This is a genomic window from Sphingobacterium sp. N143 (assembly GCF_030325625.1).
Lineage (GTDB): Bacteria > Bacteroidota > Bacteroidia > Sphingobacteriales > Sphingobacteriaceae > Sphingobacterium.
This window is the reverse complement of sequence record NZ_JACAIS010000002.1, coordinates 212,972-227,443: the sequence shown is the minus strand read 5'-3', so window position 1 is coordinate 227,443 and position 14,472 is coordinate 212,972. Positions and strand designations below refer to the sequence as shown.

Here is a 14,472-nt window from a genome sequence, read left to right as displayed (position 1 = left end):
ATCGTTGGGCTAAGTGTATACCAAAAACACAAAGGTGCTGTCCAATTTTTTTGGACAGCACCTTTGTGTTTTTGACCCAGCAAACGAGGGGATCATAACAGTGCATAACAGTTCTGAAAAGTCAAAGAATTAACTTAGTCCCTAAGAACCTAAATAACGTATATATGAATGCAGTTTTCGGAGTTATATTTCATTTCATAGGCGGATTCGCCTCGGGAAGTTTTTATGTGCCGTACAAAAAAGTGAAAGAATGGTCTTGGGAATCCATGTGGATTCTAGGCGGGCTATTTTCCTGGATCATCGTTCCTCCGATTGCCGCCCTATTGACTATCCCAAACTTTGTGACGATTATCCACAGTACGGATGCAGCCATTTTGGGTTATACATTTCTCTTTGGATTACTTTGGGGAATCGGTGGACTTACCTATGGATTAGGGGTACGTTATCTTGGTGTTTCGCTGGGCAGCAGCATTATTCTGGGGCTCAGTATGGTCTTTGGTTCGCTCATGCCAAGTATTTATTATTTCTTCAATCAAACAGCCGGTAAGCACGGTATCGATTATTTCTTTACCACACATTCGGGAATATGTATTTTCATCGGTCTCATGATCTGTGTTTTGGGCGTATACCTCTGTGGCAAAGCCGGCATGTCCAAAGAAAAGCACCTATCTTCTTTGTCCAAGGAAACAAAATCGGATTACAATTTTGGACTGGGCATTATCGTGGCGATTGTGTCCGGTATTTTAAGTGCCTGTTTCAATTTTGGTATCGAAGCTGGCAAACCAATGGCCGAGGTGGCTAATGCATTTTGGAAGGCCGCCCATCCAGGACAGGGTGAATTCCTCTATCAGAATAATGTGACTTATATTGTCATCCTCTGGGGTGGCTTCACCACCAATTTTATCTGGTGCGCTTATCTGCTCTTAAAAAATGGAAGTTATCGGGATTATGGTAAACCCGCGGCACCGAAAGCCAAAAATTTTCTGCTTTGCGCGCTTGCCGGTACAACCTGGTACCTGCAGTTCTTCTTTTATGGAATGGGGGAAAGTCGACTGGGTAATGGAGCAAGCTCATGGATCCTGCATATGGCCTTTATCATTTTGATTTCAAATGCCTGGGGTGTTGCGCTCAAAGAATGGAAAGGCGTCGACAAGCCAACGTACCGTTCAATCATTGCCGGTATCGTAACGATCATTATTTCGATCGGTGTGGTCGGCTTTGCAAAAACATTGGAAAAATAATAGGTATGACCGGCTAAAGCGATTGACAGGATCCAAACGGCAATAGATCAGGAGTACCCTTTTGCGCTCTGGAAACAATGCAGTTATCATAAACGCATGGATATATTAGAACAGCTATTAAAAAATAATGACTTAATATGAATATAGACAAAGTGAAAACATACAAACATGTAAACTATTTATGGGACGATCAGAAAGCACAATCGCTAGCAGGTGATGAGGTTGCTTTACTGCTGTATCGTTCAAATATTTTAGGCGCTGACCTACGTATAACAAATTATGGTGGTGGAAATACATCCTGTAAAGTGACGGAAAAAGACCCGTTGACTGGAGAGGAAGTAGAGGTCATGTGGATCAAGGGCTCAGGAGGCGATATTGGTACGCTTAAAAAATCAGGCCTTGCAGCATTGTACTTACAGCGACTCCGCAATCTGGAGAATGTATATCGCGGTATTGAACATGAGGATGAGATGGTCGAATTATTTAATCATTGTATCTATGATTTAGCTTCCAAAGCACCATCGATAGATACGCCATTGCACGGATTCCTGCCTTTTAAGCATATCGACCATTTGCATCCTGATGCCGCAATTGCCATTGCGGCAGCGAAAGATGGTAAGCAAATCACGCAGGAACTGTTTAAGGGAACTATAGGCTGGGTGGACTGGCAACGTCCGGGCTTTGATCTGGGCCTACAATTAAGAGCCTGTTTGGAAGAAAACCCGGGTATTCGTGGTATTATGCTGGGTTCACACGGTTTGTTTACCTGGGGGGACACTGCTTACGAATGTTATATCAACTCCTTGGATGTCATTGAAGCCTGTGCGACCTACCTGGAGCAAAATTATGGAAAAAAAGGACCTGTATTTGCTGGTCAAAAGGAAACGAGCCTACCTGAGGAAGAGCGTGCAGCACAAGCTGCCAAATTAGCGCCTATCCTGAGAGGATTCTGTTCTAGCGAACGCCATATGATCGGCCATTTTACGGATGATGAGCGGGTATTGGAATTTATTAATTCGAATGACCTGACCCGTTTGGCCCCCTTAGGGACAAGCTGTCCAGACCACTTCTTAAGAACTAAGATCCAACCGTTGGTGTTGAACATTGATAAGTCGGAGAACTTGGATAATGTCGAAGAGCTGAAAGCAAAACTGACGCCATTATTTGAAGAATATCGCAACATGTACGCCGCCTATTATGAAAGCTGCAAACATGATAATAGTCCTGCCATCCGTGATAAAAATCCGGTTATCGTATTGTACCCGGGTGTGGGGATGTTTTCTTTTGCCAAAGATAAACAGACCGCCCGTGTGGCAGCAGAGTTCTATACGAATGCAATCAATGTGATGAAAGGCGCTGAGGCGGTGAGTGAATATACGGCCTTACCACGCCAGGAAGCCTTTGATATTGAATATTGGTTATTGGAAGAGGCGAAATTGCAACGTATGCCGAAGCCCAAACCACTGTCGGGAAAAATTGCACTGGTCACTGGCAGTGGCGGTGGAATAGGGAAAGCAATCGCCAAAAAGATGGCGCAGGAAGGTGCAGTGGTCGTGTTGAATGATATCAACGCCGAGCGCCTGGCAGCTTCTGAGCAGGAGTTCATTACAGCTTTTGGTAAAGATGCGGTCATCTCAGCAATAATCGATGTCACCAATGAAGAGCAGATTCATGCTGCACTGAAGGACGCGGCGTTGGCATTTGGTGGAATTGATATCATTGTGAATAATGCTGGCCTATCGATTTCTAAATCCATTGAAGAACATAGCCAGAAAGATTGGGACCTCTTGTATGATGTGCTTGTAAAGGGACAGTTTTTGGTTACACAGGCAGCCACACCCGTATTAAAAGGTCAGGATATTGGCGGTGATATCCTGAATATTGTCAGTAAGAATGCTTTGGTCAGTGGCCCAAATAATACGGGTTACGGCAGCGCCAAAGGTGCACAGTTACATTTAAGCCGCCTATGTGCAGCAGAACTTGGACCGGCACGTATTCGTGTGAATGTAGTCAATCCAGATGCGGTGATTTCAGATAGCAATATCTGGGCCGGAGGCTGGGCTGAAGGCCGGGCAAAAGCTTATGGTGTGAAAGTGGAGGAATTACCAGCGTATTATGCAAAACGGACGCTACTCAATGAAATCATTTTACCTGAAGATATTGCCAACGCTTGTTTTGCCTTTGTGGGCGGACTGTTGAACAAATCGACCGGAAATGTATTGAACGTTGATGGTGGCGTGGCAATGGCATTTGTACGCTAATTTTTATATCTTAGGTGTCGCGTGTGGAAAGGGAAACAGGCGCGGCACCTAACGATTTTTTTACAACAACCAAAACATTATGATTCTTGATAAGCAAATTATAAATCAGCACAATAACCAATTCATCGATAAACATAAAAGAGCATTTGGCCACCTTGCTCAGGATATACCAAATGTGGAGCCCATTATCGAAAAACTTCAACAATTCCAGATTGCCATTCCGAGCTGGGCCTTGGGAACAGGGGGGACACGTTTTGGTCGCTTTTCTGGCCCAGGTGAGCCAGGTACCCTCGAGCAGAAAATTGAAGATGTAGGCCTACTTCATGCCCTGAATAAGTCCAGCGGTGCAATATCCTTGCATATTCCCTGGGATATTCCTAAGGACAGCGAAAAAATAAAGGCCCTGGCAGCTTCCCTGGAAATCGGTTTTGATGCTGTCAATTCCAATACCTTTCAGGATCAGGTCGGACAGGAGCATAGCTATAAATTCGGCTCATTGCACCATGTGGACCCCAAAGTTCGTCAACAGGCTATAGCTCATAATATTGAAGTGATCAACTATGGTAAAGCTGTCGGTTCGAAAGCGTTGACAGTCTGGCTGGCAGATGGATCATCCTTCCCCGGGCAATTGAATTTTAGGGATGCTTTTCAAAATACCTTGGCGAGTTTACAGGAAATCTATAAGCATCTACCGGAGGATTGGAAGCTATTTGTCGAATATAAAGCGTTTGAACCCTATTTTTATTCGATGACGATCGGTGATTGGGGACAGTCACTGCTGCTGGCCAATAAATTAGGCCCTAAGGCCTATACCTTGGTGGATTTGGGACATCATTTGCCCAATGCCAATATTGAACAGATCGTTTCCCTGTTGCTGATGGAAGGCAAATTGGGTGGATTCCATTTCAACGATAGTAAATATGCAGACGATGATCTTACGGCGGGAAGCATCAAGCCTTATCAATTGTTTCTGATTTTTAATGAGCTGATTGATGGCATGGATCGCAATGGGATAGACCATGCTTCAGGGTTGGGCTGGATGATCGATGCCTCACATAACCTGAAAGATCCATTGGTGGACTTATTGCAATCTGTGGAAGCCATTAAGATCGCTTACGCGCAGGCATTGCTGGTGGATCGTGCTGCTTTGAAGCAGGCGCAACAGGCAAACGACGTGGTTAAAGCACAGGAAATTTTGCAGGATGCTTTCCGCACCGATGTGAGGTCACTGGTAGCTGAAGCGCGTTTGCGCAGTGGGGCAGCATTGAACCCTGTTCAGTTGTTTAATGAGACGAAATTAAGAGATCAACTTATCGCCGAACGTGGCCTGAATACCGTAGCCACCGGTTTATAAAGAAGGAGAGAAATGAAGGGGAAACCAATACCGGTAGTGGCAATATTTGATGTCGGGAAGACGAACAAGAAGTTGTTTCTATTTAACGAACAGTACCAGATCGTATTTGAACGGTCGGCCCGTTTTTTGGAAACAGTAGATGAAGACGGCGATCCCTGTGAAAACCTGGAAAGTTTGCGCCTATCTGTGTTTGATTCATTGCATGAAGTATTTCGGAAAGGGGAGTTTGAGATCAAAGCCATTAACTTCACCTCCTATGGAGCAAGCTTTGTCTATATCGACAAAGATGGCCGCCCATTGACACCCTTGTACAATTACTTGAAAGAATATCCGAAAAAATTACTGGAATCCTTTTATGCACAGTATGGCGGCAAGGAAAAATTTTCGACGGAAACCTCCTCGCCAAGTTTGGGAAGCCTCAATTCAGGTTTGCAGGTCTATCGTCTGTCCAAATTGAAACCGGCGATCTTCAAGGAAGTAAAATGGGCACTTCACCTGCCCCAATACCTGAGTTATCTGATCTCGGGCACGCCCTATGCAGATATGACCAGTATAGGCTGTCATACAGCACTCTGGGATTATCGGAAAAATGATTACCATCAATGGGTGAAGGATAGCGGCATCATCGAAAAAATGGCACCTATTGTACCTGGAGATCGTTTATATCGGGCAACATTTCCAGGTAGTGGGTATCTGGTGGGGAGTGGATTGCATGATAGTTCCTCGGCATTGATCCCCTATTTATTGAATTTTCATGAACCTTTTATCTTGATTTCCACGGGCACCTGGTGCATATCATTCAATCCATTTAACATGGATCCGCTGACCAAAGATGAGTTGAATAACGACTGTCTCTTATATATGACCTATACGGGCAAACCGGTCAAAGCATCCCGTTTGTTTGCGGGCTATGAGCACGAGGAACAGATGAAACGGATTGCTAAAGCATTTCAGGTATCTACCGGGAAATTCAAACAGATTACATTGGACTGGGACATTATTGAAAAATATCAGGCTTTGGATATTTCAGCAGAATTAGCTGCTTTTGCATCCATTGACCTGAGCCATTTTGATAATTACAGCGAGGCTTATCATGTGCTGATCATGCATTTGGTCAAGGCACAGATTAAAACAACATCGCTGGTGATGAACCAAAAAGGCGTACAGCGCATATTTGTGGATGGTGGTTTTAGCCGCAATCCGATCTATATGGCCTTACTCGCACAAGCCTTTCCCAACAGTGAAGTATTCGGTGCCTCCATGGCGCAGGCCACTGCCCTGGGAGCGGCACTCGTCATTCACGACCATTGGAACACGCAAGCCATCCCAAATGATATCATTGAGCTGCGTTATTTCAGAACAAAACAAGCATTACATTAATGGATTAGGTGAATAAATTTAGTTTTTTTATTAGTTATCGTGTGAGGTCAGGCAATTCGTTGCCTGGCCTTTTTTATGGGACTACAGCAGCTTTTTAAGCAATTGGTCGAATGGGAAGGATATACAGAAGAGAATAAATCAGGGGGACTAAGAGCGGTTATCTCCATGATACAATTGAACATAAAAAAGGCTTTCAAACGGGGAGAATGAAAACCTTTTTTAAACCTAAAATTATGAATAATTATATTAATTATTATATGATGGTTTAAAGATCATGAAAAGAAATGATTTGACTGTCCTGAACTGTTGATGGACATAACGGTACAGAACAGTTGCTAGGAAAAGCTTGATTATTTTTATTGGAATAATACATCCGTAAACTAGTGATTGTGCTGTCATTACGGGCATAAGTAGGAGCAAACAGGTTGTAATAGGATAATAAAAAACCAATTTGATCAAAAAGATAACCATGCGTAAAAAATTAGTGGGATTATACTTCAGTGCTTTAATAATCAGTATTTTAATGGCTGTAACAGTTTGTGCACAGGGAAAAAAGGAATTAGTCGTTAAACAGATTCAAGAAGGCCCAATTATTGACCATAAGCACCCTGATATTAGCGCTAGCGGCAATAAAAGTGGCTTTGAAACCGGTCAGGTTGTCAAAATCAAGGGCGTATATCACATGTTTGTCAATGAAATGTTTGGTCGGCCACACCTGGATATGCGGATTGCCTATTGGACAAGTACAGATGCGGTAACCTGGAAACGGGAATTCACCGTCGTTGAGAGTGTACCTGGCCGTTCGGCAACTAACCTGCGCTCAGAAGTGTGGGTGACCGCTGTTGAATTTAATGAAGAAGAGCAGGCCTGGAATATCTTTTATGTGGCCTATCGTGGCGGTGACAAGGCCCGGGGCGAACTTGAAGGATATGACTATGAAGGCCGCATCTGGCGGGCAAAATCAACGGCTGCGGGTCGGGATGGTATAGCAGGACCTTATGTCGATATGGGTATTGTCTTGCAGCCCGATGCAAACAGTCAGTCCTGGGAAGGGCAGCAAGCTATCGCAGCATTCAATCCTTATCGGGTAGGGGATAGCTGGTATGCATTTTACGATGGACATAATCATGTGCCCAAGAGCGATTGGCCACTGGGGATGGCGAAAGCTCCCCGATTAAGTGGTCCCTGGACACGACTGCCCGAAGGACAAAATCCCATCCCGATTTCAGCTATTTTTAATGAAAATGTAGAAGTTACAGAACTTAAAGCTGGTGGCTATCTCGCGATTTTTGATTCTTTTGGTGATCAGGAAATCGGCTATAGCCTTTCTGACGATGGTATCCATTGGGCTAGAGAGCGCCGGCTGAAGGTACAGTCGCCCAACAACCTGTGGGCCGATGCCGGTGACCATGCTACCCGTACACCATTGGGAGCGATCGAAGAAGAAGATGGATCGTTTACCGTCGTTTACACCGCACGCTATACGAAGCAAGGGAAAGTCTTTTTTGGTTTAGGAAAATGTACCTTAGCTTGGCAATAATATATCGATAGGTAGTCTGTACTCAAGTATTCCTAACTGAAAAATAAAAGGTTTCCAAACGGGAGTAAGGAAACCTTTTATTGAAAACCTAAAATTATTGAATAATTATACCAATTATTATATGATGTGTAAAGTTGTTAATTTATAATGGTTCAGCTGTCCTGAACTGTTGCCATGGATAGCCTTATCGGAGACCTGGTCTTGCCCCGTAATGGCGGACCATACGCTACTGATCGTTTAGAGTTTACACTAAATAGGTCTTCAGAATGCTGAATACCTCTGATTTTATGCCAAAAATCGACTTTTTATAAATTTATAAAATTTAAAGATGAAGAGATTAGTCTTAACGATTGTATTTTTTATGCTGTGCTGTCATGTTTTGTTTGCTAAACAGATTGTTAAGGAATTTAGCTTTGGTGACGCTAGAAAAGATCAGGCTGTAATTTCTCTCAAGCAAATCCAATCTTATACGGATGCGATGGGGTATGGATTTGATTTTTCAACGGAACAAAATGTCAGGATTGATCTAAAGAATAACAGTCTTTTTAGCGATAAACCATTCTACTTCTCGGTCAAAGTTCCTGAAGGAAATTATAAAATTACGATTACCTATCATGGCATCAGCGATAAACCCTATCATAGTACAGTACGGTCTGAATCCAGGCGATTACACATTGAAAATCAACAGGTGTTACCTAAACAATCGTTAGAGAAAAGCTTTATTGTGCATATTAAAGACCCCAAGATCGGTTCTGATGGCATCGTTGGATTGAAGAAGCCGCGTGAGCAGCAAAAATTGGACTGGGATGATAAATTGACTTTAGAGTTTCAACAAACAAATTGTATATCAAACCTTCGTATTGAATCGATCAATTCTATTCCTACCATATTTTTGGCAGGTAACTCTACTGTGGTAAATCAGGAAGATGAACCTTGGGCGTCTTGGGGACAAATGATTCCCCGCTTTTTTGATACAGGTGTTGCCATTGCTAATCACGCTGAATCTGGATTGGCATTAAGTTCGTTTTTATCTTCAAGAAGGTTGGCAAAAATTCTTTCTATTGCCAAGCCTGGTGATTATTTATTGATCGAATTTGGGCACAATGATCAAAAGGAAAAAGGAGAAAATGCGGGTGCGTATAAAGGATACAGTGAACGATTGCGTTATTTTGTTCGTGAATTTCGTGCGAAAGGTGGTATTCCAGTTATACTAACTTCGACAGCACGACGCTCATTTGATGAACAGGGACACTTGCGACAAACGTTAGGTGACTTTCCAGCTGCAGCTCGTAAGGTCGCCAGAGAACTTCAAGTCCCTTTGATCGACCTTAATAAGAAAACCAGTATATTTTATGAAGCATTGGGCGTTGAAGGATCCAAACGAGCATTTGTTCACTATCCAGCTCATACTTTCCCAAATCAGGAAAATGCACTAGCTGATAATACACACTTTAATCCCTATGGGGCATATGAGATTGCAAAGATGGTGTTGGTGGGGATTGAAGAAAATCAGCTGAGCTTAGCTAAGCACATCGTAGATTTTCAAGGTTTTAATCCGCATCACCCAAATGACTTTAAGACTTGGTATTGGCCTCCGAGTTTGATTAATAGTGTGATAAAACCAGATGGCAATTAGTTTTGTATTGATATCATGTTCTAATAATATAATAAATGTTTGTATTTTATAATTGTGATTTTTACATTTATAAATATTTCTGATTAATTATAACCAATGGAACGCGCTATTTTCAAATTTAGAGCCTACTATTTTTTTCTGACAAAAGCGATCTGCTTTTTTTGTCTATTTTGGGTTTTCAGTACGTCCGCATATGCCCATAGCAGCAGGACTTCTGAGCCGGATTCGGTCTATTTCTTTGCTTATGCAAAAGAAAAGAACGCTGGCAGAGAAGGACTGTTATATGCCTGGAGTCTGGACGGTAAGCAATGGAACTCCATTGGAGAGGATCTTGCCTTTGTAAAATCAGATTATGGACGCTGGGGATCAGAAAAACGGATGATAAATCCTGTGTTATTCCCTCGAAATGGAGGTGGTTGGTCCTGTGCATGGCAACTAGGCCCTGAAAGTAATGGAGCTTATGCATATACCTTTACAACTGATTTTTTCAATTGGGGCAGGCAGGATTATTATGTTAGATTAAATGATTTGGATAAATCAACACTGTCTTTTGTGAAAAACAGTTTGTTGGCTCGTGAGAATATCTCCATTAATGGCGAAAGTTTGTGTGGAACCAAGTTGAAAGTTTCATGGCCTGTAGTTAAAGAATTAATCAAGCATTATGATCTCGCTCTGCTTAAGCAAAAACAATGGTCTGAACGAAGCATTGACGATGATGCCCACTTCCCTGGACTAAAGCCATTGGATGTCAAATTGACGCCGAAGGTCGGGCAAACCAAGTCCATCAGTGATATGTTGGTGGGTGTGTTTTTTGAAGATATTAATTATGCCGCAGACGGAGGTCTTTATGCAGAATTGATTCAAAATAGAGACTTTGAATATAAATTGAGTGATAAACAAGGCCGTGATAAAAATTGGAACGCGAAAACTGCTTGGCGTATGGATGGCTCGGGACAATTTCATATTGACAGTATAAATCCCATTCATCCCAATAATAAACATTATGCCAGGCTGCAAGGCGAAGGTATACTCAGAAATATGGGCTATGATGGGATTGCCTTGAATAAGAACGAACGCTATGATCTTTCATTTTTCGGAAGAGGGACCGCTGGTAATGCACGTAAACTAAAGATCCGGATGAGTACGAGAGAAGGAAAGGTTCTCGCTGAGAAATCCTTAACTATTGACAGTAAAAACTGGAAAAAATATCAATTGGTATTGACATCCAATGCGACCTGTAAGGATGCCATATTGGAAATTGTATTTACTGATCGACAACAATTGGATTTGGACTTGATTTCTTTATTTCCTCAGCATACATTTAAAGGTCGTAAGAATGGATTACGAAAGGATTTAGCCGAGGCTATTGCGGCCTTAAATCCGCGTTTTGTCCGTTTCCCCGGGGGCTGCTTAGCGCATGGGGATGGTATTGAAAATATCTACCATTGGTCCAATACTGTAGGACCATTAGAAAGTCGTGTGCCGCAACGCAATATGTGGGGATATCATCAAACCGTGGGCCTGGGGTATTACGAGTATTTTCAATTTTGTGAAGATATTGATGCCTATGCTGTTCCAGTAGTAGCAGCTGGAGTACCCTGCCAAAATTCAGGCGCTCACGGTCATCCATTGGGCGGACAACAGTGTGGTATCCCCATGGAAGATATGGATGACTATATCCAGGAAGTTCTTAATTTGATTGAATGGGCCAATGGTGATAAAAATAGTACCTGGGGAAAGGTACGTGCTGCCGCGGGGCACCCTGAACCATTTCACCTAAAATACATTGGTGTTGGTAACGAAGATTTAATATCAAATGTCTTCGAGGAGCGTTTTACCATGATTTACAAGGCTATTCGGACAAAATATCCCGAAATACAGGTTATTGGTACAGCAGGGCCTTTTTTTGAAGGAACCGACTATGTAGAAGGTTGGAAAATCGCGGATAAATTAAGCGTTCCCATTATGGACGAACACTATTATCAGACACCGGGCTGGTTTATTCATAATCAAGACTTCTATGATAAATATGATCGAAGCAAATCTCAGGTTTATTTGGGCGAATATGCTGCCCATATTCATGGGCGGGCGAGTACCTTGGAAGTTGCATTGGCTGAAGCGGCCTATCTCACGGCATTGGAAAGAAATGGTGACGTCGTTAAGATGGCCTCTTATGCACCCCTGTTGGCTAAAGATGGTTACACCCAATGGCGTCCTGATCTTATTTATTTCTCCAATACCGATGTGAATTTAACACCATCCTATTACGTACAGCAATTATTTGGGCGAAATAACGGAACGGAATATATTCCGGTAGAAGCAAGCTATTCTAATACTGCTGTTGAGGTACAGAAGCGTGTGGCATTTTCTATTGTTAAAGATCCGAAAGATCAGTCGCTCATTGTAAAACTGGTCAATATTTTGCCAGTTGCGGTCAACATACAACTGGAATTGGATCAACTCCATTTGAAAGCTGATAAGGCTATTGTTTCTCAGTTGACAGGAAAATTGGAAAGTCAAACGGCAAAACCCGAAGAAAAGACCATGGCAGTTGAAAAGCTTAAAAACCAACAATTGCCGCCTTATTCGTTGACCATCATCCGGATTCAATCGGGTGCGAAATAGCCTCATTCAAATCATATGATATATTCAGCTTTGCAGAAAAAGTCTATTTTAGTTTTTATTCATCTCTGTTTGGCAATTGTGCCCTTGTTTGCCGGTTCAGGGTTCAATCTGATCAAAAATGATCGGGCTGCGAATATCTATTATGGAGGCAGTAATACCGTGGTTGAAACTGCACTGGCACTGTTGGCTACAGATGCAAAGCAGGTGGGCCAATCTGCTTTTAGACGAATCGGCCATGCTGACCCTGGGACGATTATTATCGGGGAATTAAACGATCCCGTTATTGGCAAATTGATAAAAGATCATCATATTTCTCTTGCTGATATAAGCGATAAATGGGAGGCATATTATTTGAAAGTGATTCAACTGGAAAAAGTACCTACACTGTTGATTGTTGGGTCTGATGCCAGAGGGACGGCGTATGGTGTGATGGAAATTTCCAGAAAATTAGGTGTTTCTCCATGGAGTTGGTGGGCTGATGTAGTTCCGCGTAAAAGATCAACTGTTTCTCTTCCAGCTGATTTCGAAGATAAGCAATTTCCTAAAGTGCAATTCCGGGGTATTTTTTTAAATGACGAGGACTGGGGATTGACACCTTGGAGCAGCAAAACTTATGAACCCGAAGCTAAGTTGGATGCAGGAATTGATCCATCGAAAACAAAAAAAATGGCTACGATCGGGCCGAAGACTTATGCCCGTATTTTTGAATTGTTATTACGGCTTCGGGCTAATTCAATCTGGCCAGCAATGCATGAAGTAACTGTCCCTTTCTATTTTGTTCAAGGAAATCGGGAAATGGCCGAAAAATATGGAATATATATCGGTTCATCTCATTGTGAGCCCCTCGCTAGAAATAGTGCGACGGAATGGGATATCGTAGGCAAGGGGGCCTATAACTATTTGACAAATAAAAATGAAATTGTTGACTATTGGTCCGATCGACTGAAAACACTCGGTCAGTCCCATAACATATTTACACTTGGTATGCGCGGTAAACATGATGGAGCAATGGAGGGTGTCAACACAACAGCAGCTTATAAAGATGCGTTCAATGAAGTAATTAAAGATCAAACGGATCTGTTGAAAAAATATGTCAATGCTGATCCAGCGCAGATTCCCCAAGTCGTTATACCCTATAAAGAGGTATTGGACGTGTATCGTGCCGGTATAGCTATTCCTGATTATACAACATTGATGTGGTGTGACGATAATTATGGCTATATCACCCACTTCCCAGATCAGAAAGAAAGAAACAGAGCGGGCGGCAATGGATTGTATTATCATGTGTCTTACTGGGGTAGGCCCCATGATTATCTTTGGCTGTCGACAATGAGCCCGGCATTGATTTATCAACAGTTGAGTACAGCCTATCAGCATGATGTGCGGAAAATGTGGATTGTCAATGTCGGGGATATTAAGCCTGCCGAATACCAGATTGAATTAGTGATGGACATGGCCTGGAATATGGATCAGGTACAAAAAATAGGTGTCAACCAGCATATGAATCATTTCTTGCGTCGGGAATTTGGAAGTAGGCTGGCAAAAAAAATAGGACCGATTATGCAGGAACACTATCGGTTGGCCCATATCCGAAAACCGGAGTTTATGGGTAATACACGTACCGAAGAGAAAGACCCAGCCTATAAAATTGTTAAAGACCTGCCTTGGTCCGAACAGCAGATTCAGCAGCGATTGGTACAGTATAAACATATTCAAGATGCTGTTACAGCAATTGATGCAGCTGTTCCACCAGATCGAAAGGACGCCTATTTTGAATTAGTCCTGTACCCTGTGGTCGCAGCGGCCAAGATGAACGAGAAACACCTTTATGCACAGTTGGCACGGCATGGCAAAGCTAAATGGCAAAAAAGCCATGCTGCATATGATCAAATCGTTACCTTAACTGCGCAATACAATGCCATGAACAAAGGAAAGTGGAAGGATATGATGGATTTTAAACCAAGAAACCTGGCTGTTTTCGATACGGTTGTAGAAGAAAAAGCAGCGGTTCCGATGGCCAACAATGCTGAGCCTGGCCAAAGAATTCCTGGTAAAGATTTAAAAGGTTCAATAGCATATGAGGGTTTAGGTTATCAAGGGCAGGCAGCAGCTATTCCATTGGGCGTAGAAGCCAGCTATCGACTGAAAGGATTAAAGGGCGACTCTGTGACCATTGTTGTCCACTTGCTGCCTACCCACCCGGTCTCCTCAGATGATTTGCGTTTTGAGGTTTCCCTGGGACCACAGCATTCGCCCGCTATTTCATATAAGACTATAGGACGGAGTGAAGAATGGAAAGAGAATGTCTTGCGGAATCAAGCTATTCGAACGATTAAATTTAAAGTGGCTTCAGTGCAGCAAGAAATATTGCGCATCAAAGCACTGGACGATGGGGTAGTGGTTGATGAAGTTAATGTCTATTATTAATTATACAA

8 protein-coding genes are annotated in these 14,472 nt (G+C 42.7%); all 8 read left to right on the top strand.

The genetic code is table 11. The features are described 5' to 3' along the window. Positions 1 to 164 precede the first annotated feature (164 nt). The 8 genes from rhaT to HX021_RS04645 all read left to right on the top strand — a co-directional run bounded on the left by rhaT (position 165) and on the right by HX021_RS04645 (position 14,464). Positions 165 to 1,241, top strand: a complete 1,077-nt coding sequence (gene rhaT, locus HX021_RS04680) for an L-rhamnose/proton symporter RhaT (protein ID WP_286588800.1) — start codon at positions 165 to 167, stop codon at positions 1,239 to 1,241. A gap of 137 nt (positions 1,242 to 1,378) precedes the next feature. After that, complete coding sequence (locus tag HX021_RS04675) at positions 1,379 to 3,502, top strand: bifunctional aldolase/short-chain dehydrogenase (RefSeq protein WP_286588798.1); 2,124 nt, start codon at positions 1,379 to 1,381, stop codon at positions 3,500 to 3,502. 79 nt (positions 3,503 to 3,581) lie between these two features. Further along, positions 3,582 to 4,856, top strand: coding sequence for a sugar isomerase (locus HX021_RS04670; RefSeq protein ID WP_286588797.1), 1,275 nt, complete (start codon positions 3,582 to 3,584; stop codon positions 4,854 to 4,856). A gap of 12 nt (positions 4,857 to 4,868) precedes the next feature. Beyond that, positions 4,869 to 6,236 carry an FGGY-family carbohydrate kinase gene (locus tag HX021_RS04665; RefSeq protein WP_286588796.1) on the top strand — a complete coding sequence of 456 codons (1,368 nt, stop codon included), beginning with the start codon at positions 4,869 to 4,871 and terminating at the stop codon, positions 6,234 to 6,236. A gap of 469 nt (positions 6,237 to 6,705) precedes the next feature. Next, positions 6,706 to 7,776 (top strand): glycoside hydrolase family protein, encoded by a 1,071-nt coding sequence (locus HX021_RS04660; protein WP_286588794.1) that lies wholly within the window; start codon positions 6,706 to 6,708, stop codon positions 7,774 to 7,776. A gap of 328 nt (positions 7,777 to 8,104) precedes the next feature. After that, positions 8,105 to 9,412, top strand: coding sequence for a rhamnogalacturonan acetylesterase (locus tag HX021_RS04655; RefSeq protein ID WP_286588791.1), 1,308 nt, complete (start codon positions 8,105 to 8,107; stop codon positions 9,410 to 9,412). Positions 9,413 to 9,508: 96 nt separating this feature from the next. Then, the gene (locus HX021_RS04650) at positions 9,509 to 12,037 is read left to right on the top strand and encodes an alpha-L-arabinofuranosidase family protein (RefSeq protein ID WP_286588790.1); all 2,529 of its coding nucleotides are present in this window, start codon (positions 9,509 to 9,511) and stop codon (positions 12,035 to 12,037) included. Between the two features lie 15 nt (positions 12,038 to 12,052). Next, positions 12,053 to 14,464 carry a glycosyl hydrolase 115 family protein gene (locus HX021_RS04645; RefSeq protein WP_286588788.1) on the top strand — a complete coding sequence of 804 codons (2,412 nt, stop codon included), beginning with the start codon at positions 12,053 to 12,055 and terminating at the stop codon, positions 14,462 to 14,464. Positions 14,465 to 14,472: the final 8 nt, after the last annotated feature.